This is a genomic window from Klebsiella variicola (genome assembly GCF_000828055.2).
Taxonomy (GTDB): Bacteria; Pseudomonadota; Gammaproteobacteria; order Enterobacterales; family Enterobacteriaceae; genus Klebsiella; species Klebsiella variicola.
This window is the reverse complement of record NZ_CP010523.2, coordinates 2,588,697-2,613,327: the sequence shown is the minus strand read 5'-3', so window position 1 is coordinate 2,613,327 and position 24,631 is coordinate 2,588,697. Positions and strand designations below refer to the sequence as shown.

Sequence of the window (24,631 nt, the reverse complement as noted above, 5' to 3'; positions counted from 1 at the left end):
CTTTACCCCTGTGCAACCATAACCAGCGCTGCAATGATGAAAATCAGCGCAATGATACGCTTACTGTCAATTTTCCGGCGCGACGTACCGAGCAGACCGAAGTGATCAATAATCAGGCTCTTGAACACCTGGCCTGCCAGGATGCCGATCATAGTCATGGCGATGCCAATTGCCGGCGTTACCACGGTCAGGATGATGACGTAAATCGGCCCAAGCACGCCGCCAAGTAGCTGCCACGCTGGTTGCGCAAAGAATGACGGGCTGTTACGCGGGCTGAAAAAAAGCATCAGCAGGAAGGTCAGCGCCGCGCCCACGCCAAATATGCTGAAGGTAGCCCAGAGGTCACCGACCTCCCCACCCAGTGGCCCGAGCAATCCTGCCTCTATGGACAGTCCCATGCCTCCGGCAATGACGATAAAAATCAATATTAGTTGCATAGCAATCTGTCTCCCAAAGTCCAGGCGGAGAAGATTACGACTTAACATGGATGAGAAAAATGCCATAATGAGATAAACACCTGTGCAGGATATGCATTAATGAATGGCCTTGGGAACATCAGTATTCGCGCCCTGCTGATTTTTATAGACGTTTATGAAACGCAGAATTTCTCTGTGGTGGCCCGGCGGGAAGGGATATCGGCCTCTCAGGTATCACGCGTCATCCATCAGATGGAGGATGTGCTCGGGCAGCAGCTTTTTTACCGCAATACCCGGGCTATAATCCCGACGGAAAGCGGCCATCTTTTTATCCGCTATGCGCGAGCGATGACTGGCAGCATGGAAGAGGCGCGGCGGGAACTCAATGAGAGAACGCTTGAACCTTCCGGAATGGTCCGCATAAACGCACCGGTGTTCTTTGGACAGCGCCATGTCGCACCCGCGTTACCCGGCCTGACGGAGCGATATCCGAAGCTTAGTATTGAGCTTACGCTGACGGATGATTACATCGATCCGCACCGGGAGCCGGCTGACGTGATTTTCCGGATTGGCGTGCTGACGGATTCCGCCTTTCATGCGCGCGTGTTTGGCCAGCAGTTCTATCATCTTGCCGCGTCACCGGATTATATCCGCCGGCACGGCATGCTGGGATCACCCGAAGAGCTCGCGCGGCATAAATGCCTGGTCTATCGCGGTTCATCAGGACCAAACCAATGGCTGCTGCGCAGGCGCGGAGAGGAATGGGTGCACTATCCCGTCTCGCCCCTGATGTCATCGAATAATGCTGAAACCCTGCTGATTGCCGCACTTGGGGGGATGGGGATTGTGCTGTTTCCTGACTGGCTGATTGGAGACCGGCTGAAGAGCGGAGAGCTGGTCGGACTGCTGCCGGAACTGGATACATCCATAAAAACGGAGCCACAGCACATCGCGGCAATCTATCCGAATGCCCGCCACCCTCCACTGAACGTGCGGGCGATTATCGATTACTACCTGGACGCGTTCGGTTCACCGCTTTACTGGCAGTCTGAATAAGACAGGCGACTTTATGGCTCGTCTTGAAGTTAACTTACGTTTCTGGCACAGAGCAAACGCGTTAAATGCCCTTAAGGTCTGTTTTGAGCGAAGAACGGACCACACTATCTAAAGAAAGATATCGCTGATAATGTTGGGACCGCTCTTGTTAAAAAAGGTATGCCATTTCTTTTCATTGACGATAACGAAGGGATTTTCATGGTTGAGGTTGAGGAAATAAAAAAGAAGTATCCCGGCGCAGACGCCTGGCAAATGGGTGACAGTCCGGAGCTGGCTAACGAGCTTGCGGAACTGATCAAAAAAGGGATAAAAACGGCCTCTTGCGGATCTTTTGCCTCTTACCAGCAGGAAGAATCTGCTCCGAGGATAGGGAGTTATCACATTATTCTTGATGGCCAGAATGTTCCAGTTTGCGTGATCAGACTGATTTCGATGCAGCTGGTTCGTTTTTGTGATGTCACAGAAGCGTTCGCCCGCAAAGAAGGTGAAGGCGATTTAAGCCTTGAATACTGGAAGAGAGAGCATCAGAGATTTTTCAGCTGCGAAGGTCATTTTTCTGAAGATATGGAGTTGATCGCAGAAGAATTTGAAGTGGTTGAAGTGCTGTGAGACAAGGTCAACGGGTTGACGTTTTATCACTGACCACTGATAACACTGTTCGCTTCTGGCGCGGAGCGGACAAGGTGTCGAGCTAAAGGTCCGCATTGAGCAAGGAGCGGACGTGCCAGCTATAATTGGTAATAAAATGAGAGTAGAACTATTCTGATTTGTTTAAAAAAACATTTTTACATCCAAGGGTAAAATATTTTTATGCTATCTTACATGCTATCTCAATATGCCAGGCTACCTGTGCCTGAAGTTACTCTACGTTCATGGTTAAAACAATGGTTGTCAGAGCAGGAATCGAGGTGTACAGACAGAAGTTTCTCGGCGCGATTTCCCTGGAGAGAAACTGGATTATGTCAGGAATATTTTTTACAACGAAAACTAAAAATTGATGGAAAGCAATTTCTTACTGGCCCCCGTTATCAGGGCGGAAATATTAACAAACCTTTTATTGATATTGTAGGTATGGATTCTGACCTAAATCATACTGCATTAGAACTCATTAGTAAGGAATGGTCACAACTCAGAGCTCAGTATGTCCGCATTCTTGTGCCAGGCCAGTCCTTCCCGCAGGGTATTCCCGACCAGTATATATATGCCACGTCTTTTTCTGAACCCCCTGAATTCAATGATAAATCTCTTACTTTGCAAGTGGCGACATACGAAGATTTTGACTGGTGTTGTCAGGCTCTGGGCGATGCCTATAAGCATACATGGCAGACAGTTCGTGAACTGTCTGCAAGTAATTTGGTAGCAGTTGATGACGAAGAGTTGTGTGACCATATTTCTGAGAGAGAAGTATATATTATCTATGAAAACGATGTTCGCGCCGGGTTGCTAATATGCCAGAAAGGAAACCTCGCTTTTCTGAGAGGATATCGTATTACTGACAAAGTAATACTTCCTGCTTTTCGTGGTCGATCATTGTCGGCCCGAGCGCAACGCCTGCTGTACCGATTATTAACTCATTCCGATTCGGAACTATCTTTGTATATGGGCACAATTATTCCGGAGAATATACCCTCGATGAAAACTGCAGAAAGAGCGGGACGAACTTGCATCCTAAGTTATCAATTTCTACCCATCTGCAGCACCCACGACTAACAGCAATGCTAATTTATCTTCAGCCTACTTCCGCTTTTGGCACACAGGGGACGTCCAGGGCCCGGGAGTACTCCCCTGGACGCATTAATGGACGGTATGTGATTGTTGTGCAGGCTATCATATGGCCTGAGGTACAGCAGAATCAGGCTTCGTAGCAATGAGTTGGCTCACAGCGTCCGGAATCCACCCGGTGCCGTAAATCACCGCAAGGTCTGTCATAAGGTAATTTCATCACGCATCGCGACACCTTTTTTCTTCATGCAGGCCTTCTCTTTCACGGTTTGTCAGAACTGTGGACCGCAGTAATCTCCACTCCGTGCTTTAATCAATGAGAGTGTGTCGGGTGCAAATTAAACTACCTTTCTCAACAGCAAAGGCGGGATACCCCTACCCTCGCAGGGTTTCTGCGTCTGGTAATATGCCCATGACAGTCTCAAAGACCGCTTTGAGGGTTTCCCGGTTTAAGGCACAAAATCGCGTGGCGTTGCCCCCAGAATGCAGCGAAAAGCAGCGGTAAAGGCCGCCGGGCATGAGAAACCAAGCTGGTAAGCTACCTGTTTGATTGGAACGCCGTTCGCGAGAAGATCCAACGAAGCGCAAATTCTGGCTCTCTGCTTCCATGTTCTAAAACTAAAGCCTGTATCCTTCATAAACAAGCGGGAAAAGGTCCGTTCCGACATGGCCGACATAAAAGCCAGCTCGCTCAGCGATGCCTCCCAGCGCTGATTGACCAGTAGCGATCTGGCCGCGCTAAATAATCGCTCATCATTCGGCATGGGAAGCGCCATCGTTAAAGGTGGAGCCTCGCTGAGAATTTCCAGAAGCAACAAAGCTATCTTCCGTTGACTCGGTCTGGCGTAGTCCTCACTGAACAGCCCAGCGATAAGCTCTTTGACTAATGGCGTAGCCGTGATCACATGCACCTGTTGACTCTTCGTAAAGCTCGTACATTCTGCGATAAGGCTACTGCTGAAATAGATCGCCCTGAGATCAGTTTGTGAAAGCAGATGGTAACTATGGATATGCAAAGGCGGTAGCCATAATGCTCGCTGAGGAGGGATCACCCAACGGTCACTCTCTGTTTGCACCAGCATAACCCCTCTGGTGGCGAAGAGTAGCTGCCCCTCAACATGATGATGGGGAGGATCTACCTCGCCGCGTTGATAGCTTATCGCAGTACTGGACCAGCCTGTGGCCTCATCATGTCTTGGCGCTTTATCTATACTACCTGGCATTTCAGATTTAGCCCCTGCCATTATCATATCGAAACTGGAACCACCCGGAGTAGAGCCTTAGGCAATGGGTGCGTGACTTATCATTTTGATCATCAAAGATATTACAGGAGCTTAACCTCATGCGTGTACACTTTATCGTACATGAAAGTTTTGAAGCCCCGGGCGCCTATGAAACCTGGGCAATAAACCAGGGTCATGATGTAACTTACTCACGCGTCTATGCAGGCGATCGGCTACCTGCTGACGCCGTAGGCATCGATTTTCTTATCGTTATGGGCGGTCCGCAAGATCCGGACACCACGCTTGAAGCGTGCCTGCACTTTAATGCTAAAGCGGAACAGGCGCTGATTGCTTCCGCGGTTAAAACCGGTAAGGCGGTGATCGGTATCTGCCTGGGTTCACAGCTAATCGGTGAAGCGCTGGGCGCGCCGTTCTCTCATAGCCCGGAAAAAGAGATTGGTAAATTCCCGATCACATTGACCGAAGACGGCAGGAAGGATGAGATGTTCTCTCACTTTGGGGAAACACTGGCAGTGGGTCACTGGCATAACGACATGCCAGGTTTGACGCCAGAGGCCAAAATTATTGCTTACAGCGAAGGCTGTCCGCGGCAGATCGTTGCCTATTCAGACCGCGTCTTTGGTTTCCAGTGCCACATGGAGCTCACATTGGACGTTGTAGAACGGTTGATCGCTCATTCTGAGAAAGACCTGAGCCGTGCAGCAGAATATCGTTTCGTTGACACGCCTGAAGCGCTCCGGGCGCACGATTACAGTGAAATGAATCAAGTACTTTTTGGCTTTTTGGATAAGCTGGAAGTACGTTACAAAGCAGCGCAAGCATAATGTCATGCTCGGTGAGCTTGCCATCGGTTTTGATTTTAATGTCCGCTCCTGGCACAGAGCGGACAAACTAACTGATTTGAAGGTCCGCTATGAGTGAAAAACGGAAGTTCGTAAAACGCAGACAATATCGAGGTGAGGCGTTTAACTGCAGGAAATCATCATCGACGAACAAACCTGTCTGCTCTTATGGCATAAGCCCCGGCCTTTAGTGGGCACCAGGGCTCTTTCTGCTTCAATTCATCGTGATGACCACTTTGCCAGTATGTTGCTGGCTTTCAAAATATCGCCATGCTTCAACAGCATGTTCAAACTCGAATACCCTGTCTATAATCGGCTGAAGCTGACTTTTTACCAGCGCCCGATTCATAGCGATAAAATCCTCGCGGCTGCCAACACTGAAAGGTCTTACAGTTGCGCCACTTTTGAACAAAGTCATAAAATCGACTGATGCACTTCCCTGTGCAACAAAGCCCAGCAGAGCAATTTCCCCTCCCGGCGCTGCGGAGAGTAAAGACTGATTTAAGGTTCCCGGCCCGCCAATTTCCACAATACGGTCAACCCCCCTGCCTTGTGTCAGTTCCCGGACTTTTACTGACCATTCAGGATAATGTTGGTAATTGATGACATGATCGGCACCAAGCGCCGACAATAGCTGTGCTTTTACATCATTTGACGTTAACGCAATAACGCGTGCCCCCATGATTTTGGCGAGCTGCACCGCAAACAGTGAGACTCCACCGGTGCCCTGGGTAAGCACAGTCTCTCCCGGTAATACAGACCGCGACTGTTGAAGGCTGTTCCATGCTGTAACTGCTGCGCAAGGGAGAGTGGCAGCCTGTTCCCAGCTCAGGTAATCAGGTACTGAAACCAGAGACTCTTCATCAACCACCTTGTATGAGGTTAACCATCCATCGGCCTGAGTGCCATAAGTTCCTCTCCCTGCAGCGGCATCCCGTGCTCCACCAAACCAGTGAGGAAAGAAGGTTCCCACAACCCGATCCCCCTTTTTAAACAGGCTCACAGAATCGCCTGTAGCCACGACCTCACCAGCCCCGTCCGATAAAGGGATCAGCCCGGCTTTAGGGGTTAATGTGCCTGTTCCGTACAGAATGGCCAGATCACGATAATTAAGACTACAGGCGCGGACCTTTATCAGAACCTGATTACGCCCGGGGACTGGCCGCTGTTCCTCAATTAACTTCAGTCCTTGTAAACTTCCGAAACTCTCAAGTCGATAGCTATGCATATTGCTCTCTTTGGTTTTGTTGAGTACGTCGCTACCTTAAAATTTTTTTACTGGATGTAGAATGACTGAAAAGACATTATTACTGACTAACCGTCCATGAAAGAGGGAAAAAATGGATCCTCTCGATGATGTATTTGCTGCTATGCGTCTCAAAAGCGCACTTTATTCACGCCTTTTACCGCATGCCCCGTGGGGGATAAGCTTTGTAAGAAGTGCTTCAATTCGCTTTGGATTCATGGTTTCTGGACATGGAATGCTTATAGTGGAAGGCGTTGAAAACCCCATTGAACTGCGGCAAGGAGATGGGTTCCTGGTGAAGCCTGAGACCCTTTTTTCTCTGGTAGATAACCCTTCTACTCCAATACAATGGTGCGAAGATATCTTTGCTGAATGTTCAGGTAATAGTCTCAGTTTTGGAGGTGATGGCGAAGTGGCCAATATTCTCTGTGGCTATTTCTCCTTCGATACTACGGGAGCAGAACCGTTGCTTTCACTGCTGCCCTCAGTCGTGGTCATCCCCTCTGACGCTGCCCGTTCACCACTTTTGGAAGCGACGTTAAAACTACTGGCTATCGAAAGTACCGAACCGCACATGGGGTCGCGTATAGTCGTGAGCCGGCTTGCAGACGTATTTTTTGTACAGGCTATCAGAGCACATTATTTACGCGAGCAAACACATAAAAGCTGGATAGCCGCCCTTGCCGATCCCCGTCTTAGCCGTGTGGTGAAACAAATACACAGAGATATCGGGAGACCATGGAGCCTCAAACTGCTCGCTGCGGAAGCAGGGATGTCGCGCTCCGCGTTTGCAGTTCATTTTAAGGACATAATAGGAATCACTCCCGGGGATTATCTCACTCACTGGAGAATGTACCGTGCTCGTTGTTTACTGAGACATCCACAATTGACCCTGGCTAAGATTGCAGAGATGGTGGGCTACGATTCAGGAATTACTCTGGGCCGCGCATTCAAGCGTTTCACAGGAGTGACAGCGGGGGAATATCGTAAACGGTCCGGGCAGGGACCTGACAGTCAGCTTTGAGCGAGAAGCGGAAAAGTGCTCTGGTAGGTTGTACACGGACCTGGGCATTAGAGCTTGCTCAATTCGGGATCAGCCTGTTGATGGTGGAGGAAGCCTGGGAGAACGTTAGAAACGTTCAGAAACTCTGTGGAAATAGACAAACGCCTATCCAGGACTGCAATTTGATATTGTCGCTGTTAGTAAGATATTTTTAACCTGTCTTATCCAATAAATACACTGATGTATTTAAGCGAGAATTATGAGTTTAAAGCCGCGTAGAATCGTTTTAATTCCTGGGTTTATGCTGAATGAAATGCTTTGGCATGAATTTGAAACATATCTCCCGTCAAACTGTATTGTTCATCATGCAGCTGTAACTGAAGGACGAACCATTCATGATGTAGTGCAGCATTTGATTACTCTTCTACCGGAGAAGTTTTCTTTGATAGGTTTTTCGATGGGAGGATATATTGCCCGACAACTGGCAGCAGAATTCCCTGAACGTGTAGAGTCCTTAGTGCTTATTGCCAGTTCCTTACGGGAAGATACGCCGTTAGAAGCTGAAGAAAAGCGGAAAAGCGTGCAGTCATTGTCCCCCACAACCTTTAAGGGGCTGAGCAGACATGCTATTGCCCGGTCACTCCACCCTCTAAACACATCAAATCAGGATATGATTTCAGCTATCCAGAAAATGGGATGCTCTCTGGGATTTGAAGCCTTCATCACGCAATCATCCTTATCCAGGCAAGGTATACCTTCTGCAACGATACGTTGTCCAACACTGGTTATCGCCAGTGAAGATGATGCCATCCGTTCGATGAAGGAGGCAGAAGAATTGGTCGAAGCCATACCTTATGCGTCGTTAAGAATCATTCTGGATTGCGGCCATATGATTCCGCTCGAACAGCCCAGGGAGTTGGCAAGAATTATTGTTGAATGGATCCCTGCTACGTAAATTATTGGGGGTTTATCCGGCAAAAATCCGGATTTACTTCATCGGGGTAAGTTCCGCTCCTGGCACAGAGCGGACATTACCCTTTGCCGACGTGAAAACCGCTATTGTCTGACCTCATTCTGATCAGCCAGATGTTCTGTCCCGCCGCCCTGCCGGCGGCCTCTATCTCAGTAAAACCTGAATCAACTGCACGACGATATACACTCCCGCTACCACCTGTATGATCCGAAACCCCCATCTCAGATAGCGCCATTGATGGCGTTCGCTGGCATCAGCGGCTTCAATGGCGGGATCATAACGTTTTCTTTTCCTGGTTCTGAATGTATCGAATCCCCACAGGATGAGAAGAAAGATGATGATGATTTTTTCAACGATAAGATGGTTCACAAAGAGAGACTCCGGTCTTCTCACGGTTACAGGCAGAATAGATAAACCGCCTGGATGTAGCCACCACTAAATGCAGGGGTACCTGAAGACGCAAGCCAGGCATTCCCGGATTGTCTGTCTTATGACTACGTTAGCGCATAGCAACGCCATAAAAGCGACATTCATTTCCGACACATGCTGCCGGAGTCCCCTTCCCCGACGCATCAGGCTGGGTGATAAAACGATGGCGGCTGCCCGGTCACGCGGCGGAACATGGTGGCGAAAGAGGACGCATTATCGTATCCAAGAGATAATGCCACTTCGTTCACCGGTTTCCCTGCTATCAACCATGCCAGGGCGCTCACCACGCAGGCTCGCTGACGCCAGGCGGAAAATGACAGGCCCAACTGCTTCAGGAAATGCCGGCGAAAGGTGCTCTGGCTCATAAACAGCGCCCTGGCCCAGCGTGCCGCAGGATCATGGATAGAGGGGTTAAGCAAAAAAGCCTGACAAAGCGCCAGCAGCGCCGGATGCTGCGGCAACGGAATGTCAAATTCGCGGACCGGCATGGCGGCCAGTTCCAGCAACATCAACTGTATCAGCATGCGATCGCGTGGGCTGTCGTACAACGGTGGTAAATCCACAGCCTCAAGCAGTAGCTGGCGCAACAGCGGCGAGACGCTGATCACTTCGCAACGACGGTGTTTAATGAAAGCGGCCACATAATCTGGCTCAATATATAAGCTACGCGTGGTCACCCCCACAAATCTGACGGCGTGCACGGTTTCAGGAGGGATCCAGACAGCATGTTGCGGAGGAACCACCCATTCTCCGTCCTGAGTGGTGACATACATCAGTCCGGTCGCGCCATACAGCAGCTGTGCGCGACGATGCTGGTGCGGTGGCAGTATATACCCTTGCGCATAGTCATTGCCTAACGCCACCACTTCGCGATCGAGCCGATCGACCTCGTCAATTTTTACGTTGCGCACACCTGCCCCCCTCTGACCGATTTACAAAGGTAATTGAGCGCTACGCAAATGGGAAGCCGTACGCGACCGGTATAAGCTGCTCGCTCATTTTCAGGGCGGGAATATTCTCTTGAATGATATCGTTATTATTGCGCTGGCAGGCTTTACGACCGGCATTACCACCGTGCTGTTCGGCTTCGGAGGGGGCTTTGTGGTGGTGCCCTTTGTCTATCAACTGATGCTTCGGCAGCCGGAACTCGCGGGAAACGCCATGCATGTCGCGGTGGCTACCTCAACGGCGGTGATGATATTTAACGCCGGCTGGGTCAGCTATCGAAACTGGCGGGCGGGTAAGCTTGCCGCGCAGACGCTGTTTCCGTTGTTATGGTTTATTGCCATTGGGGCGGTGGTCGGCTCCTGTCTGGCGGGGATATTGAGCGAGAAGATCGTTCGCGCGCTGTTTATTCTCTATATGCTGGCAACCATCAGCGATTGTTTGTTGCGCAAAGGTTTTTTCAGGGGCAGCGCTCGGCGTCGGCTGTCCCTGCCAGTAGTCACTGGCGGCGGTATGGTTATCGGTATGATTGCCGCATTGCTGGGCGTGGGCGGCAGCGTCATGACGGTGCCCCTGCTACGGCGACACGGGTATGAGATGCAGGAGTGCGTTAGCGCATCCAACCCGCTTTCTTTGCCCGTGGCGCTATGCGGGGCTGTGACCTATGCCGTCATTGGCTGGCACAGCATTCCGCTGAGCGGATTTCTGGGGTTTATCAGCCTGAAAATTTTAGGCCTGCTCGTCCTGACCGGCTGGGCCGGGATAGTGTTTAGCCGCCGGGCAATCCCTGCGGTACCTGATGTATGGTATGCACGCATCTATGTGCTGCTGCTGTGCCTGGTACTCCTCGCCATGCTCATTCAATAATCAAAATACATCCTGGTGAACCGGTTCAACAGACGCGACCGGGCGGTACCCTCTCCCTGTGGAGAGGGCCAGATGAGTGGCAGCAAGCTACCCGCGATACGGATGGGTTTCGCGCCAGTGGTCGGCGATCTGCTGCCGGGTGCAGACCCACACCTTGTCGTGCTGCTGGATATAGTCAAGGAAACGCTGCAGCGCACGGAAACGGCCCGGACGCCCAAGCAGTCGGCAGTGCATCCCCACGGACATCATCTTCGGCGCGGTTTCACCCTCGGCGTACAGCACGTCAAAGCTGTCTTTCAGATAGGTATAAAACTGCTCCGCGGTGTTGAACCCCTGGGCGGTGGCGAAGCGCATGTCGTTGGCGTCGAGGGTATAAGGCACGATCAGGTGCGGCCGCTGGCTGCCGTCGCTGCAGGCCACTTCGCTCCAGAAAGGTAAATCATCGCCGTAATAATCGCTGTCGTAGTCAAAGCCGCCGTGCTCCACCACCAGCTGGCGGGTGTTGGGGCTGTCGCGGCCGGTATACCAGCCGGTGGGCGGTTTGCCGAACAGGTCGGTCAGTACCTGCACCGCTTTTTGCAGATGCGCGCGCTCCTCGGCAATATCCATGTGCTGATAGTGGATCCAGCGCCAGCCGTGGCTGACCACATCGTAATCCGCAGCCTTGATCGCCGCCACAATCTCCGGGTGCCGCGCCAGCGCCATCGCCACGCCGAAGACCGTCAACGGCAGCCCGCGCTGGCTGAACTCACGATGGATGCGCCAGAACCCGGCCCGGCTGCCGTACTCATAGAGTGAATCCATCGACATATGGCGTGCCGGGTAGCTGGCGGCGCCAATAATATCGGACAGGAACTGTTCCGACCCCGCATCGCCATGCAGGACGTGATTCTCAGCGCCTTCCTCGTAGTTGAGGACGAACTGCACCGCGATCCGCGCCCCGCCCGGCCAGCGCGCGTGCGGCGGCTGCCCTGCATAGCCTCGCAGATCGCGAGGATAGTGCTCCTGGTTCTCTACCATCTCCTGCCCCTTTTAAAATGGATTTAACGACTGAAACTGTCCGCTTAACGCTTTTTTCTCCGGGAACGCTAAGTCCCCGTGCTTGCTGGTCGCCAGGCCCAGCGCGACCAGTGACTCCACCATCTTCACCGCCGCGCTGACGCCATCGATCACTGGCACCCGCAGCTCGCGGGTCAGCTCCTGCGCCAGCGTCGCCATGCCACCGCAGCCAAGGACAATCGCCCCGCTGCCGTCCTCTTTCAGCGCGCGAATGCAGCGCTCACGCACTTTCTCCTGCGCCAGGCCGCTGCCGTCTTCCAGCGCCAGCACCGGCAAATCAATGGCGTGCAGCGCCGCGCAATGTTGATGAAATCCGTACTGGTGCAGCAAATGACGGGCGATGATCAGCGTGCGCGGCAGCGTGGTCACAATGGAGAAACGAGTGGCGACCATCGTCGCCATATGCATCGCGGCTTCCGCAATGCCGATCACCGGCCCCTGGGCCAGCTCCCGCGCCGCCAGCAGCCCCGGGTCGCCGAAGCAGGCGATCACATGCCCATCCACCCCCTGCTCGCGTCCGGCCTTGATCTGCTCCAGCACGCCGACCGCGGCGATGGCTTCGTCAAAGTGGCCCTCAATTGACGGCACCCCGGCGCGGGGACAGACCGCAAGGATCTCGGTACCCGGCGCAGCGACCGCACGCGCGGCGGCGCCTATCGTTTCAGTCATCGCCAGGCTGGTATTAGGGTTGATCACTTGTATACATATGGCAGACATCACGGCTCCTTGTGGCCGGCGAACAGCCGGGAAAAATCGGGCAGGCTGACGCCATCGCGCTCGAAGCACAGACTGGCGACAATATGATCAAAATGGTGCATCAGCGCCTCGCTGAGCGGCTGCAGGGCTTTATCCCGTAGCAAACCCACCAGCTGCTGGTGATCGTCGCAACGGCAGCCCTGTCGCCAGGGGGCGCCCCAGGCGGCAATCACTAAAGAGGAGCGCTGGCTGAGGCGGGTCACCATCTCGGTGAGCACCGGGTTGCCGGAGATAGCCTGCAGCTGAATATGAAAGTCAGCGGAGTGGCGGATCGCCGCCGGGCCGTCGTGCGCCTCATGGGCCTGCTGTTCACGCTGAATAATGTTCTCCAGCGCCGCCAGATGCGGCGGCTGGCAGCGCGCGATCACATCCGGCAGATTAGCGACCTCAAGCAGCGCCCGGGTACGAAAGATCGCCTGGGACTCTTCCACGCTCGGGCTGGTGACGTGTGCACCACGTTTGGGCGTTAACGTGACCAGTTGCACAGCGGCGAGTCGTTGCAGCACCTTTCTGATGCCGGTGCGACTCACGGCGAACACCTCCGCCAGCGCCTCTTCCGGCAGTTTGCTGCCCGGAGGCAACTGATGTTCGACGATGGCCGTCATCAGCGCCTGGTAAATGCTTTCGTCCTTGTCCTGCAGCGCTGGCGCGGCCTGGAGACGATGTTCATTATTCATTAACCCACTCCGGTTTCACTTATCGATAGCAGATCGTATACATAAAATTTATTTTTTGTATACAAGATTCATCATTCTGGCCTGGATCCTGCAATAGCCTCAGCAATCCATTTCAAAGGGTTTTCATTCAGAGGAGCAGGTTTCATGCCACATTCATCCCACACGCAGCAGAAGAAGACTCACGAGGCGGCCGCCAGCTACAGTCCGCGGCTATGTAATGAGGATCTGGCGCCCACCCGCGACCAGAACTGGAGCTGGTACAATATTTTTTCATTCTGGATGTCGGACGTGCACAGCATGGGCGGCTACGTAGTAGCGGCGAGCTTCTTTACGCTTGGACTGGCCAGCTGGCAGGTTCTGCTCTGCCTGCTGGTCGGCATCTGTATTGTGCAGCTGTGCGCTAACCTGGTGGCGAAGCCGAGCCAGATGGCCGGGGTGCCATACGCCGTTATCTGCCGTCAGGCGTTTGGCGTCTTCGGCGCCAATATCCCGGCGGTGATCCGCGGGCTGATCGCGTTCGCCTGGTACGGTATTCAAACCTATCTGGCGGCGAATGCCCTGATGCTGGTTCTGCTCAAGTTCTGGCCCTCCCTTGCCTCGCTGACCAGCAGCAGCTTTCTCGGGCTGTCAACGCTCGGCTGGCTGTGCTTCGCCACCATGTGGCTGCTGCAGGCGATGGTGTTCTGGCATGGCATGAACGCCATCAAACGCTTTATCGATATCGCCGGTCCGGCAGTTTATGTGGTGATGCTGGCGCTGGCCGGCTGGATTGTATACAAGACCGGTCTGGATGGGATCTCCTTTACCCTCGCCAGCAAATCCCTGAGCGCCGGCGAGCAGACCTGGCAGATGATCACCGCCACGGCGCTGGTCGTCTCCTACTTCTCCGGGCCGCTGCTTAACTTCGGTGACTTTTCCCGCTACGGCAAAAGCATGGGCGAGATCCGCCGCGGTAACCGCTGGGGTCTGCCGTTTAACTTCCTGCTGTTCTCGGTGGTGACCGTGGTGATTGTCTCCGGCACCCAGTCGCTGTTCGGCAAAATGATCACTGACCCGATCGAAACCGTCAGCCGCGTGGGTAACGATCTGGCGGTGGCCATTGGCCTGCTGACCATGATTACCGCCACCATCGGCATTAATATCGTGGCTAACTTCGTCTCTCCGGCCTTCGATTTTTCCAACTGCGCGCCACAGAAAATCAGCTTCCGTACCGGCGGGATGATTGCCGCGGTGGGATCGATACTTCTGACGCCGTGGAATCTGTTTAACTCGCCGGAGCTGATCCACTATACCCTCGACGTACTGGGCGCCTTTATTGGCCCGCTGTTTGGCATTCTGATCGCCGACTTCTACCTGATCAAACGCGGCCGGGTGTCGGTGGACGATCTGTTTGACGATACGCCGAAGGGCAAATACTGGTACCGCAACGGCTTTAACCCGAAAGCGATTGCCGCCCTGCTGCCGTCGGTGGGCCTGGGGCTGATCATCAGCTTTATTCCGGCCCTGCATGAAGTGGCGAACTTTAGCTGGTTTATCGGGGTCTTCCTCGGCGCCACCCTCTACCGCTGGCTGGCCCGCGACGAGCGTGAAGCACAGGCGACCGCAGCCTTTCATTCCGGCGCGGTAGCGCAAAAAGAGTAACCCTCCCCACCTGCCGCGGCGTCTGGCCGCGGCAGGCTGAAAACTGGCACCAATCTTGCTGTTTATCACTATTCCCAGGCGTTAAGAGAAGGCAGGTTCGATGATGGATTACCAGACCGCGGTACGCGGTGCATTTTTTGATATCGCCGGCGTGGCAGAGACCCCGGATGAGGTGGCTGCTCAGGCCCGTTATCTCGATGATGGCCTGTTGTTCTTGCAGGACGGGAAAATTATCGCGCTGCTGCCATGGCAGGAGGGTGAAGCCTTTCTGCATCCGCTGAAGGGCTATGTCGACCAGCGAGGCAAGCTGCTGCTGCCCGGGTTTGTCGATACCCACATTCACTATCCGCAGACTGAAATGATCGGCGCCTTTGGTGAACAGCTGCTGGAGTGGCTCACCACCTACACCTTCCCGGTGGAGAGCCAGTTTGCCGATGCGGATTACGCGCAGGAGATAGCGCAGTTTTTTGTTAACCAGCTGATTAGCCATGGCACCACCACCGCGCTGGTGTTTTGTACACTGCACCCGGCTTCGGCCGAGGCGCTGTTCAGCGAGGCGCTGCGTCTGAATATGCGGCTGATCGCCGGCAAAGTGATGATGGATCGCCATGTGCCGGATTATCTGTGCGAAACCGCCGGGGAGAGCTACGAGCAGACCCGGGAGTTAATCCTCCGCTGGCATCAGCGCGGGAGGCTGGGCTATGCCATCACCCCGCGCTTTGCCCCTACCTCGACACCGGCGTTGCTGGAGGCCGTGCAGCGCCTGCGGACTGAGTTTCCCGACACCTGGCTGCAGACACATCTCAGTGAAAACCGCGAGGAGATCGCCTGGGTTAAACAGCTGTGGCCTGAGCATGCGCGCTATCTGGATGTCTATCATCACTATCAGCTCACCGGCGAACGCAGCGTATTTGCTCACGGGATCCATCTCGATGATGCCGAGTGGCAGTGCCTGCATGACACCGGGTCCGCCGTTGCCTTCTGTCCGACCTCGAATCTGTTTCTCGGCAGCGGACTGTTCCGCCTGCCCGCCTGCTGGCAGCACCAGGTGCGGATGGGCATCGGCAGCGACGTCGGGGCTGGCACCACCTTCAGCATGCTTCGGACGCTGGGCGAGGCCTATAAGGTAGGACAACTGCAGAGCTATCGCCTGCGCGCCAGCGAGGCCTTCTATCACGCCACCCTCGGCGGGGCGCGCGCCCTGCGGCTGGAGGATAAAATTGGCAATTTTCAGCCGGGCAAAGAGGCAGATTTTGTGGTGATTGACCCGGCGGTCACCCCGCTGCAGCGTCTGCGCACAGGCCGCTGCCATGACATTTATGAGCAGTTGTTCGTGCTGATGACCCTGGGAGATGAACGCAATATCAGCGAGACGTGGGTGAATGGCGAGCGGGTGTGGTGTCAGGATTGACCCTCACCCTGGCCCTCTCCCAAAGGGAGAGGGAACCGTCCGGTCATCGTTGCGACGCTGGCACGCCTCCAGGTCCTCTCCCGGGGGGCCTGTGAATTGCCTGGCACCAGAATTTGGGTAATCAAAAACTCATTGCCAGGCCTACGCCATAGCCCGTGGTGTTATTGCCGAACATATAGCGCGCCACCAGTCGGGTGCGGGTGATAAAGACCGGGTATTTACTGCTGTCCAGCTCGAGGCCAACCCCCAGGGAGGTCAAACCGGTAAAGCCCAGCGCCCCTCGCTGCTCGCCGAGAAATTCAGTATGCGCCCCCTCCAGCACATAACGCAGCGGGTTGCCCAGCAGCGTCCAGTCGGCTATCGGCGCGCGGCGGCGCAGATACAGGCCGAGATTCTCCGCGCTGGCCTCGCCCTGTACCACCTCGGCGCTACTGCCGAAACTTTGCAGATGCATATAGGAGTAACGCAGTTCGGCATCAATATCCTGGGTGGCAGAGAAGCGTTCGTAATCCAGCATCAGTGCCCCGCCCAGCCCCCAGGCGTTGAACCGACCGCCGTCGAGAAATTGCAGATCGGCGTTGGTTTTTCGCTCAATTGCCCAGCTACCAATACGCGCATCGCTGGCCAGGGTACCGAGCATCACATTGACGATCGGCCGCAGCACCAGGTTGCCTCCGAGGCTGTCCCGGTGCAGCGAAAAATCCCAACCGACGCCGCCGGTGGTGGTCAGACTGTTCCATTTGGTCGGCACATTCCGCGTCTGTTCGCCATTGCTGACCACAAAGCGCGGGTCGTAACGGCTGTAACCCATCGTACCTTCAAGGTACAGAGGAAACGACTCGCTGAGGGTTGCCCCGCCGCCAAACTGGGTGATGGCCAGATTATGTTTGTCGTTGCTGCCGGAACCAATGTTGAGATCGCTGGCGGTCACGTCAGGGACGACGGTATAGCTCATCAGAGTCAATACGGCATCGGCACGCTGTTTGATGGCGTGGCCGTTCGCCGCCAGCGTCGCTGGCGCGTAAAGCGAAAGTACCGACAGGAGAACGAAAAGACGCACCATATGTCGTTTGCCACCTCAGCGACAGGCTAACAATATTGCCACCTAAATCAGCAGGCTGGCGTTCACTCAGTATAGTCGGTGAGTCAGCCTGCGCGTCCCGCGGGGAGAAAAAGCATCGGGCTGGTCAGGCCGCGCCTCCGCGGCTGTGCAGCAGTTCCACATTTTCAAACGGCAGGCGCGAGACCCGGTTGCGCCCACCATTTTTGGCCACATACAGCGCTTTATCGACGCGGGAAAAAAGCTGATCAATCGCTTCCCCGTCATGGTGTTCGGCCACGCCGATGCTCACCGTCACCGACAGCGTCTGATACTCGCTGACCGCCTGGCGGATCCCTTCCGCCAGTATCAGGGCGCGCGCTATCGGCGAATGGGGTAAAAAGAGCAGAAACTCTTCTCCCCCCCAGCGATAAATTTTATCTTCGCGATCCACCGACGTTTCCAGAATGCGGGAGATCACCAGCAGGACTTCATCCCCTTTTTGATGACCGTGAATATCATTAATGCTCTTGAAATGATCGATATCGATTAACAGCAGACAAAAGCCTTGCGCGATAAATGACGGCGCCTCGACGAGGCGATAAAATTCACGGCGATTAAGCAATCCGGTGAGCGGATCGTGGGCGGCAGAGAATTCCAGCTCTTTTTTCAGATGCACTTCCTCGGTGATATCGTGAATAATGCACAACATCAGTCGAATATTATAAAGCACTACGGGCCCGGCGTAGGTTTGGACATGGCGCAGCGTACCGTCGGCTAAAATATGCGTAAAATTAAGCGGTTTATGCCCGCCAGGCATATTGGCAATATTATTCATGATGGGGATCACGTCCCGACCAAGGGTATTAATTTGCCAGGTATGTTTATTGCGCATTTCCTCATCGGAATAATGATAAAAACGCAGCGCCGCAATATTGGCATCGACAATTCGACCATCCTTACTGGGATCGATCAATAGCATCGGCGCGGTATTGGTCATAAAAAAACGGGCAAAAAAACCATTGTTGCGTCGCTGATAACGGCGGGAGCCGGTATGAATGGATTGATTTTGCGCCAGCAGCTTCACGGCTTCAAACAGCAATAAGGTACCGCTGTCGTCGGTGTCGACCAGGGTGGTTTTACAATATACCGACTGCAGGCCCTTGCCCGTCTGTAACGTCCAGACTTCAAATATCTCGGTCATCGTATCGAGATAGCGAAGATAATGTTGTAACTGCGTTTCAGGACAGGTCGAATAGATACCGTTACGCATCTCCTTCAGCGACATATCGCCGCTCAATGTCCGGGAAGCCGGATTGGCATAGACCACACTTTCAGTAAAAGGATGGACTACCCATATCGGGGTGCTTAATACATCAAAAACAGCCAGTTCTTTTAATAACATACAGGCCCCAAACCGACCAATTCCCGGCGCAGAAGCGACACATAACGATATGCGTCCCTGACGCTGGTATAAAGTGATAACAAAAAAACCGAATAGCCTTAATGACGCGCGTGCGCGGCAAGTATAGTCGGTTCTGCACGCAGCGACGCCCACCCGAGGCGACTTTGCGCGTGGTTTAACCGTCTGGATGCGATAATGTCATTTTTATTAATTCTATTTCAACAGCATAGCAGCAATACCAGAACTGGTAGTCGCTTTTGATCACAGAGTGTGTCTATCGGTCTTCTCGCCCGTTGGCTGCGTATTGGCTTTGTCCAGGATGCCCACATTGCGGCTTTTATGCCCAGACTAATCGTGATAGTTTCTATCATAACTCTCATCACAAACGGCCATCACAGTGAAAAAATCCGCTACTAAAATCACACTTTCCGATATCGCACGTGAAGCCAACGTCGGTATTGCCACCGTCGACCGGGTGCTCAACAAGCGTGCGGCGGTGAAGGAGTCCACGGCATTGAGCGTACTGGAGGCGGCACGACGACTGGGGTTTACCCTCGAGCAACCCCACTATCGTCTGGCGGCGGGTAAAGCGCCGTTCACGGTCAGAATGGGGTTTATTCTGCTGCAGGAGACCCACTCCTTCTACCTGCCGCTGGCCCAGGCGCTGACGCGAGAGGCAGCCCCATGGCTACCGGCGGGCCAGGTGCCGGTGATACTGCATTTTGCCATCGATGCGGTGGAAGCGATGGCTCAGGCCATTCACCGGCTAAGTGATGAGGTGGACGTGTTAGGCCTGGTGGCGCTGGACCATCCGCTGATTCGCCACGCAGTCGCCCGGGCCGCCGCCCGCGGCGTTCGCGTGTTCACCCTGCTTTCGGATCTGTCGGTCCCTCAGCGCAGCGGATATATCGGCCTCGATAATCAAAAAGCCGGGCGCACCGCCGCCTGGTTTATCGAGCGCTTATGCCGCGGGGATGGTGAAATTGGCATTATCATTGGCGACAATCGTTTTACCTGTCAGGAAAGCTGTGAGATCAGCTTCCGCTCCTGCCTGCGTGAACAAGGCATGGGGCAGCAGATCCTGGAGCCGGTTCGCAGCCATGAACGGGCGGATATCGCCAGGAGCGTGACGGAGCAGATGCTGAGTCAGTACCCGGCCCTGCAGGCGATCTATGCCCCCTGCGGCGGCGTCGAAGGCATTGTCGAGGCGCTGCGCGACAGCGGCCGTCAGCAGGCGATCACTCTGGTCTGCCACGGTCCGCTAAACGACAGTGAACTGGCGCTGATCGATGGCACCATCGACATCATGCTTAACCACCGGCTGGAGGCGTTTGCCGCCGCCACGCTGCGCACCATAACGGACGCGGTTTCTCGCTCGCCGAGCGAGGTGATTTCTCTCCCCCAGCCTTTCGATATCATCACCAAAGAAAATATGTAAACTCCCGACCCCGCCGCCGCCGGGGCCAGTTAACGGGCAGACCGCGCCCGCCCTCAATTTGATAAAAAACTATCAAAAATCACATCAATTCAAAGCATGATGACCATCAAAAAATCATCATTCCATCATTGTTGAGAATGAAATATTTATTCAATACTCAGCGGCATCCCCTGTGTAAAAAGGAAGCCAACATGACACTCTCTATCGCCAATGCCCCCTGCAGCTGGGGCGTGGATGACCCGAAAAACCCTGACCTTCCCGCCTGGGCTACCGTGCTGAAGGAGGCGGCGCAGGCCGGCTATCGCAGCATTGAGCTGGGGCCCTGGGGCTACCTGCCCACCGACCCGGCCAGCCTGCGCGCGGCGCTGGAGCAGCATCAGTTGTCGCTGGTGGCCGGTACGATCTTTGACGATCTGGTCAGCGAGGCCCATTTCCCCACCCTGGTGGCGCTGACCCATCAGATCTGCCGCAATCTGTCGCAGGTTCCGGCCGCCGAACCCACGCCAGGGCATCCTGTTCAGCCGCCTTACCTGGTAATTATTGATTTCGGCAACCCTGAACGGGCGCGCTTTGCCGGGCGCGGCGCGCTCGCTCCACGTCTTGATGACAAAGACTGGCAGCGCATGATGGCGCACATTACCGCCCTCAGCACCCTCGCCTGGCAGGAGTACGGTGTGCGGGCGGTTATCCATCCCCACGCCGGGGGCTGCATCGAATTTGCGGATGAAATCGAGCGGCTGGCGAACGATATTCCACACGACGTCGCGGGATTGTGTCTGGATACCGGGCATCTCTACTACGCCGGTATGGATCCGCTCGACTGGCTGGATCGCTATTACGCACGACTCGACTACCTGCACTTCAAGGATGTGGATCCGCAGGTTTACCAGCGCGCCATCGCCGAGGGCATCGACTTTTTCACCGCCTGCGCCGAAGGGGTAATGTGCCCGCTCGGCAGCGGCGCCATTGACTATCCGGCCATCAAAGACTTTCTCGCCCGCCGAGGATATCAGGGCTGGATAACCATTGAACAAGAGCGCGACCCGCGCCATGCCGCAGGCAGCCTGCAGGCGGTCACGGAAAGTCTGCGCTATCTGCGCGACGTGGGATTCTGACAGGAGACGCAACATGATTAACGGTTTAAAACCTCTCGATCGCACCCTGCGCTGGGGCATGGTCGGCGGCGGCGGCAGCAGCCAGATCGGCTATATTCACCGCTCAGCGGCGCTGCGTGATAACACCTTTACGCTGCTGGCCGGCGCCTTTGATATTGATGCCGAACGCGGACGCCAGTTCGGCCAACAGCTGGGGGTGGATCCCGACCGCTGTTACGCCGACTACCAGAGCCTGTTCCGCGGTGAAGCGGAGCGTCCGGACGGCATTCAGGCGGTGTCGATTGCTACACCAAATAACACCCATTATGCCATCTGCCGGGCGGCGCTGGAGGCTGGGCTGCACGTGGTGTGCGAAAAGCCGCTGTGCTTCAGCAGCGAGGAAGCAGACGAACTGGTGGCGCTCAGCCAGCGGCAGCACAAGATCATCGGGGTAACCTACGGCTATGCCGGCCACCAGCTGATCCTGCAGGCCCGACAGATGATCGCCGACGGGCTGCTGGGCGACATCCGTATCGTCAATATGCAGTTTGCCCACGGTTTTCACGCCCAGCCGGTGGAGCTGGAAAACGCCAGTACCCGCTGGCGGGTCGATCCTCGCTTTGTCGGCCCCAGCTATGTTCTGGGCGACCTGGCCACTCATCCGCTGTTTCTGGTTGAAACCATGGCTCCGCAGCTGAACATCACCCGGCTGATGTGCGCCAGACAAAGCTTCGTCAAAAGCCGCGCGCCGCTGGAAGATAACGCCCATGTGCTGATGGAGTATGACAACGGCGCCGTTGGCTCGCTGTGGAGCTCCGCCGTTAACTGCGGCTCCATGCACGGACAAAAGGTGCGTATCGTCGGTGAAAAAGCCAGTCTCGAATGGTGGGATGAACAGCCCAACCAGCTGCGCTATGAAATCCAGGGCGAGCCGGTGCGTATCCTCGAGCGCGGCATGGACTATCTCGATCCGCTGGCGCGTCAGGATGACCGCATCGGCGGCGGCCATCCGGAGGGACTGTTTGAGGCATGGTCGAATCTCTATCGCCGTTTCGCCATCGCCATGGATGCCGCCGACCGTCGCGACGAAGCGCTGCTGGCCGACTTCTGGTATCCGGACGCTCGCGCCGGCGCGTTCGGCGTGCGCTGGGTGGAAAACTGCGTACGGTCTGCCGACAACGGCGCCTGCTGGGTCGACTTCCGCTAACTCACTGGCTCAGGGCGCTCGCCCTGAGCCTTTACGGCTATTTTTCAATTCGTGACAGCTGGGTCTTATCCGCCTTACGTGCGCTATCCGCCAGCGCCTGGAACGCGCCGGCGCCATAGTATTGCGCGGGAACCGGCAGCGCCTGCATATCATGCCCTGGGTAGATCTGCAGTTCGCCGAGGTCGCGTAAGCGGAACCCCCCAACCTGCTCCGGCATGGTCAGGCGATACGGCGGCAGGGTTTCGAAAGGGACCGGCGTCGGCAGCCGATTTTCCTGCAGATCGTAGTTACGCTTCAGCACCAGAAACTTATCCGGCACCCGCCGGTGACTGTTCCACCAGTCGCCGTCGATCCGCTGAAACATCGCTTCCGTCTCCCCTCTCGTCGCCACCATCAGTCGGGTCATCGCCTGTTTCAGCGCCGTATCCATGGCCTGGTTATAGTCTTCCAGCGAACCACCGTGGCCGCTGAGGATCACGTTAATCGCCAGCCTGGCGCCGAGTAAATTGGAGTAGAGATCCTCCGGCGAAAAAGCGGAGACCTCCTCAGAAAACCCGGGGACCGACTGGAAGCCATACCACTGGGCAATCTCATGCCATTGGGCAATTTCGAAGGCCAGATGACCCGCCAGCCAGGCGGCCAACTGATAGCGCTGCCTGACGCCCGCCGGCGGCGTAAAGGCATTCAGCTGAACGCGGCGTACGCCCAGCTCTTCACTGTAGAAGATCCGCCCCGCCTGGCCCAGCGTCGGCGCAATACGATTGAACAGATAGAAGGTGTAGTCCGCCGTATCGCGCACATGGGCGATATCAATAAACCCGCCGCGACGGGTATAGATGAGCCCGTTCTGCTCCTCGCTGAGCCCCAGCAGGTTTTTCACCGCCCCGAACGCGCTATCGTTGTAATGGTGCTTGCCCAGCGTATCCAGGGTCAGCACATTGCCAATCTGGTATACCGGGATCGGGATGCCCACCGCGCGCACGTGCAGGTCGTAACCAAAAGCGCAGCACGGTCGCAGCGACTCCGGCGGCGGCAGCTCACCCAGGGTGGGCACCGGATGGATCGCCGTCACAGCGGGCAGCACCGGATCCTGCGCCAGCGCCGGCAGCGACAGTGCAAACAGCAGCCATAAGGCTTTACGCATCAACAGCCTCTCCACAACAACAAAAGAGCGCGCATCTTACCGGCAGATGACGCCAGCAGTTTTAGTTAAAAACGGTATTCACCGGAGACAAAGAAGCTATTGCGCTCGTTAAAACCAAATTCAGTCAGCACGTTAAAGTTTTTGGTGACTTCATACTGGGCGCCAATCAGCATATTCCAGGGTGAGGTTAGCTTCTGCTTGACGTCGAATTTCCCCTCGCCGTCTTTATTGACTGCGGCAATCAGGGGCTGAAGCTCTGGCGGCATATGCAGGTCGGCCAGATCGCCTTTAAACTCCTGCTGCACGTCCTGATACATGCTCCCGACCCACAGGCTGAGGTGGGACGGCCCGTCGATCCCGTGAAAACTGAAGCGGTAGCCGACGCGCGGCGAGACGGTGACCGCCGAGATGCTGCCGTCGAGAATATCGAAATCGGTACGGGTGTAGTTAGTGTCTACTAACCCGAACCAGTTGCCGTATCCCCCGGCGAGCGTAAAGCCGGTTCCCCAGGTGGTTCCTTTGAAATCAAGCGTAAAATCAATATTCTGCAGTTTTCCGCTCTGATAAAGCTGGTGAACCGCGCCGGCGATCACCCGATCCAGACCGCGAAACTGCGAAGGATCCGAATCCACGGAGACCTGGGAGACAGACGCCCCGCGGGTATGCCCCACCAGCCCGTAAACGTTGAGAAACGGAAAGACCCACATATCGAGGCGCAGGTTTTCGGTTTTGCTCTTCTCGCGGGTGTGCCCGGCATCGATGGCGAACATATCGCTGGGAATGGGATGGTTGCCCAGCTTAAGCCCGGAAAAGGTAATACTGTCGACCATGATATCCTGACGGATATTCATATAGCTCAGGTTGACGCCGTAGGGTAACGGGATCGAATACCCCCGGGCGCGTGCCTCATCTCCCCATATCGGAAAATAGCTGTCGCTCTCGCTCTGCTCCGCGGCCGACGCGCCACAGGCCGCCAACAGCAGCGTTAACACCGTTCCGGATGCTCTCATTGTTATT

Annotated in this window: 23 protein-coding genes and 1 pseudogene; 12 read left to right on the top strand and 12 right to left on the bottom strand. The window is 55.2% G+C overall.

Annotated elements, in window-relative coordinates; translation table 11 throughout:
- Positions 1-2: 2 nt before the first annotated feature.
- Positions 3-437, bottom strand: a complete 435-nt coding sequence (locus tag SP68_RS12300) for a DMT family transporter (RefSeq protein ID WP_004151877.1) — start codon at positions 435-437, stop codon at positions 3-5.
- A gap of 99 nt (positions 438-536) precedes the next feature.
- Here SP68_RS12300 and SP68_RS12295 point away from each other — a divergent pair, with 99 nt between their 5' ends.
- The 3 genes from SP68_RS12295 (at position 537) to SP68_RS26425 (ending at position 3,182) form a co-directional block, all read left to right on the top strand.
- A complete protein-coding gene (locus SP68_RS12295) occupies positions 537-1,472 on the top strand; it encodes a LysR family transcriptional regulator (RefSeq protein ID WP_022065950.1) in 936 nt (311 codons plus the stop codon).
- 252 nt (positions 1,473-1,724) lie between these two features.
- The gene (locus tag SP68_RS12290; protein WP_148665832.1) at positions 1,725-2,081 is read left to right on the top strand and encodes an ASCH domain-containing protein; all 357 of its coding nucleotides are present in this window, start codon (positions 1,725-1,727) and stop codon (positions 2,079-2,081) included.
- A 201-nt stretch (positions 2,082-2,282) separates the two neighbouring features.
- Positions 2,283-3,182, top strand: coding sequence for a hypothetical protein (locus tag SP68_RS26425; protein ID WP_022065952.1), 900 nt, complete (start codon positions 2,283-2,285; stop codon positions 3,180-3,182).
- A gap of 461 nt (positions 3,183-3,643) precedes the next feature.
- Here SP68_RS26425 and SP68_RS12280 read toward each other — a convergent pair whose 3' ends face one another.
- Entirely contained in the window at positions 3,644-4,444 is an 801-nt protein-coding gene (locus SP68_RS12280) for an AraC family transcriptional regulator (RefSeq protein WP_171991887.1), read from the bottom strand.
- A gap of 92 nt (positions 4,445-4,536) precedes the next feature.
- Between SP68_RS12280 and SP68_RS12275 the strand changes: the two genes are divergently transcribed.
- A complete protein-coding gene (locus tag SP68_RS12275; protein WP_040968533.1) occupies positions 4,537-5,262 on the top strand; it encodes a type 1 glutamine amidotransferase in 726 nt (241 codons plus the stop codon).
- Between the two features lie 232 nt (positions 5,263-5,494).
- Here the strand turns inward: SP68_RS12275 and SP68_RS12270 are convergent, their stop codons facing one another.
- Positions 5,495-6,508, bottom strand: a complete 1,014-nt coding sequence (locus tag SP68_RS12270; RefSeq protein WP_040968534.1) for a zinc-dependent alcohol dehydrogenase family protein — start codon at positions 6,506-6,508, stop codon at positions 5,495-5,497.
- A gap of 112 nt (positions 6,509-6,620) precedes the next feature.
- Here SP68_RS12270 and SP68_RS12265 point away from each other — a divergent pair, with 112 nt between their 5' ends.
- Both SP68_RS12265 and SP68_RS12260 read left to right on the top strand, forming a co-directional pair.
- Entirely contained in the window at positions 6,621-7,550 is a 930-nt protein-coding gene (locus SP68_RS12265) for an AraC family transcriptional regulator (RefSeq protein WP_040968535.1), read from the top strand.
- A gap of 238 nt (positions 7,551-7,788) precedes the next feature.
- A complete protein-coding gene (locus tag SP68_RS12260; RefSeq protein ID WP_040968536.1) occupies positions 7,789-8,484 on the top strand; it encodes an alpha/beta fold hydrolase in 696 nt (231 codons plus the stop codon).
- A gap of 162 nt (positions 8,485-8,646) precedes the next feature.
- Here SP68_RS12260 and SP68_RS12255 read toward each other — a convergent pair whose 3' ends face one another.
- Together SP68_RS12255 and SP68_RS12250 are read right to left on the bottom strand one after the other, a co-directional pair.
- Positions 8,647-8,871, bottom strand: coding sequence for a hypothetical protein (locus SP68_RS12255; RefSeq protein ID WP_004199962.1), 225 nt, complete (start codon positions 8,869-8,871; stop codon positions 8,647-8,649).
- Between the two features lie 203 nt (positions 8,872-9,074).
- Entirely contained in the window at positions 9,075-9,842 is a 768-nt protein-coding gene (locus tag SP68_RS12250; RefSeq protein WP_040968537.1) for an AraC family transcriptional regulator, read from the bottom strand.
- A 109-nt stretch (positions 9,843-9,951) separates the two neighbouring features.
- Between SP68_RS12250 and SP68_RS12245 the strand changes: the two genes are divergently transcribed.
- Complete coding sequence (locus SP68_RS12245; protein ID WP_012541656.1) at positions 9,952-10,743, top strand: sulfite exporter TauE/SafE family protein; 792 nt, start codon at positions 9,952-9,954, stop codon at positions 10,741-10,743.
- A gap of 87 nt (positions 10,744-10,830) precedes the next feature.
- On the opposite strand, the gene puuE is transcribed toward SP68_RS12245, so the two are convergent.
- The 3 genes and pseudogenes from puuE to SP68_RS12230 all read right to left on the bottom strand — a co-directional run bounded on the left by puuE (position 10,831) and on the right by SP68_RS12230 (position 13,235).
- A complete protein-coding gene (gene puuE / locus SP68_RS12240; protein ID WP_012968158.1) occupies positions 10,831-11,763 on the bottom strand; it encodes an allantoinase PuuE in 933 nt (310 codons plus the stop codon).
- A pseudogene (locus tag SP68_RS12235) lies at positions 11,651-12,519 on the bottom strand (aspartate/glutamate racemase family protein); the annotation flags it as partial. The pseudogene SP68_RS12235 and the gene puuE, both read right to left, overlap by 113 nt.
- Positions 12,519-13,235, bottom strand: coding sequence for a GntR family transcriptional regulator (locus SP68_RS12230; RefSeq protein WP_008804802.1), 717 nt, complete (start codon positions 13,233-13,235; stop codon positions 12,519-12,521). The gene SP68_RS12230 and the pseudogene SP68_RS12235, both read right to left, overlap by 1 nt.
- A gap of 144 nt (positions 13,236-13,379) precedes the next feature.
- Between SP68_RS12230 and SP68_RS12225 the strand changes: the two genes are divergently transcribed.
- Together SP68_RS12225 and guaD are read left to right on the top strand one after the other, a co-directional pair.
- Complete coding sequence (locus tag SP68_RS12225) at positions 13,380-14,876, top strand: NCS1 family nucleobase:cation symporter-1 (RefSeq protein ID WP_008804801.1); 1,497 nt, start codon at positions 13,380-13,382, stop codon at positions 14,874-14,876.
- A 100-nt stretch (positions 14,877-14,976) separates the two neighbouring features.
- Complete coding sequence (guaD, locus tag SP68_RS12220) at positions 14,977-16,287, top strand: guanine deaminase (protein WP_040968538.1); 1,311 nt, start codon at positions 14,977-14,979, stop codon at positions 16,285-16,287.
- Between the two features lie 121 nt (positions 16,288-16,408).
- Here guaD and SP68_RS12215 read toward each other — a convergent pair whose 3' ends face one another.
- Together SP68_RS12215 and SP68_RS12210 are read right to left on the bottom strand one after the other, a co-directional pair.
- Complete coding sequence (locus SP68_RS12215) at positions 16,409-17,350, bottom strand: hypothetical protein (RefSeq protein WP_008804799.1); 942 nt, start codon at positions 17,348-17,350, stop codon at positions 16,409-16,411.
- 124 nt (positions 17,351-17,474) lie between these two features.
- Positions 17,475-18,731 (bottom strand): sensor domain-containing diguanylate cyclase, encoded by a 1,257-nt coding sequence (locus tag SP68_RS12210; RefSeq protein WP_012541652.1) that lies wholly within the window; start codon positions 18,729-18,731, stop codon positions 17,475-17,477.
- Between the two features lie 397 nt (positions 18,732-19,128).
- Between SP68_RS12210 and SP68_RS12205 the strand changes: the two genes are divergently transcribed.
- From SP68_RS12205 to SP68_RS12195, 3 genes are all read left to right on the top strand, one after another.
- A complete protein-coding gene (locus tag SP68_RS12205; protein WP_040968539.1) occupies positions 19,129-20,169 on the top strand; it encodes a LacI family DNA-binding transcriptional regulator in 1,041 nt (346 codons plus the stop codon).
- Positions 20,170-20,360: 191 nt separating this feature from the next.
- Positions 20,361-21,284, top strand: coding sequence for a TIM barrel protein (locus SP68_RS12200; RefSeq protein ID WP_008804796.1), 924 nt, complete (start codon positions 20,361-20,363; stop codon positions 21,282-21,284).
- A gap of 13 nt (positions 21,285-21,297) precedes the next feature.
- Positions 21,298-22,470: a Gfo/Idh/MocA family protein gene (locus tag SP68_RS12195; protein ID WP_040968540.1), complete on the top strand. Its 1,173-nt coding sequence runs from the start codon at positions 21,298-21,300 to the stop codon at positions 22,468-22,470.
- Positions 22,471-22,507: 37 nt separating this feature from the next.
- On the opposite strand, the gene SP68_RS12190 is transcribed toward SP68_RS12195, so the two are convergent.
- Positions 22,508-23,614, bottom strand: a complete 1,107-nt coding sequence (locus SP68_RS12190) for a DUF4056 domain-containing protein (protein ID WP_040968541.1) — start codon at positions 23,612-23,614, stop codon at positions 22,508-22,510.
- A gap of 65 nt (positions 23,615-23,679) precedes the next feature.
- Entirely contained in the window at positions 23,680-24,624 is a 945-nt protein-coding gene (locus SP68_RS12185; protein ID WP_040968542.1) for a porin family protein, read from the bottom strand.
- Positions 24,625-24,631 lie beyond the last annotated feature (7 nt).

Bases quoted from the DNA above. Each gene is read 5' to 3' on its own strand.
- SP68_RS12300 (WP_004151877.1), bottom strand. From the start codon at position 437: ATGCAACTAATATTGATTTTTATCGTCATTGCCGGAGGCATGGGACTG.
- SP68_RS12295 (WP_022065950.1), top strand. From the start codon at position 537: ATGAATGGCCTTGGGAACATCAGTATTCGCGCCCTGCTGATTTTTATA.
- SP68_RS12290 (WP_148665832.1), top strand. From the start codon at position 1,725: ATGGGTGACAGTCCGGAGCTGGCTAACGAGCTTGCGGAACTGATCAAA.
- SP68_RS26425 (WP_022065952.1), top strand. From the start codon at position 2,283: ATGCTATCTTACATGCTATCTCAATATGCCAGGCTACCTGTGCCTGAA.
- SP68_RS12280 (WP_171991887.1), bottom strand. From the start codon at position 4,444: ATGATAATGGCAGGGGCTAAATCTGAAATGCCAGGTAGTATAGATAAA.
- SP68_RS12275 (WP_040968533.1), top strand. From the start codon at position 4,537: ATGCGTGTACACTTTATCGTACATGAAAGTTTTGAAGCCCCGGGCGCC.
- SP68_RS12270 (WP_040968534.1), bottom strand. From the start codon at position 6,508: ATGCATAGCTATCGACTTGAGAGTTTCGGAAGTTTACAAGGACTGAAG.
- SP68_RS12265 (WP_040968535.1), top strand. From the start codon at position 6,621: ATGGATCCTCTCGATGATGTATTTGCTGCTATGCGTCTCAAAAGCGCA.
- SP68_RS12260 (WP_040968536.1), top strand. From the start codon at position 7,789: ATGAGTTTAAAGCCGCGTAGAATCGTTTTAATTCCTGGGTTTATGCTG.
- puuE (WP_012968158.1), bottom strand. From the start codon at position 11,763: ATGGTAGAGAACCAGGAGCACTATCCTCGCGATCTGCGAGGCTATGCA.
- SP68_RS12230 (WP_008804802.1), bottom strand. From the start codon at position 13,235: ATGAATAATGAACATCGTCTCCAGGCCGCGCCAGCGCTGCAGGACAAG.
- SP68_RS12225 (WP_008804801.1), top strand. From the start codon at position 13,380: ATGCCACATTCATCCCACACGCAGCAGAAGAAGACTCACGAGGCGGCC.
- guaD (WP_040968538.1), top strand. From the start codon at position 14,977: ATGATGGATTACCAGACCGCGGTACGCGGTGCATTTTTTGATATCGCC.
- SP68_RS12215 (WP_008804799.1), bottom strand. From the start codon at position 17,350: ATGGTGCGTCTTTTCGTTCTCCTGTCGGTACTTTCGCTTTACGCGCCA.
- SP68_RS12210 (WP_012541652.1), bottom strand. From the start codon at position 18,731: ATGTTATTAAAAGAACTGGCTGTTTTTGATGTATTAAGCACCCCGATA.
- SP68_RS12200 (WP_008804796.1), top strand. From the start codon at position 20,361: ATGACACTCTCTATCGCCAATGCCCCCTGCAGCTGGGGCGTGGATGAC.
- SP68_RS12195 (WP_040968540.1), top strand. From the start codon at position 21,298: ATGATTAACGGTTTAAAACCTCTCGATCGCACCCTGCGCTGGGGCATG.
- SP68_RS12190 (WP_040968541.1), bottom strand. From the start codon at position 23,614: ATGCGTAAAGCCTTATGGCTGCTGTTTGCACTGTCGCTGCCGGCGCTG.
- SP68_RS12185 (WP_040968542.1), bottom strand. From the start codon at position 24,624: ATGAGAGCATCCGGAACGGTGTTAACGCTGCTGTTGGCGGCCTGTGGC.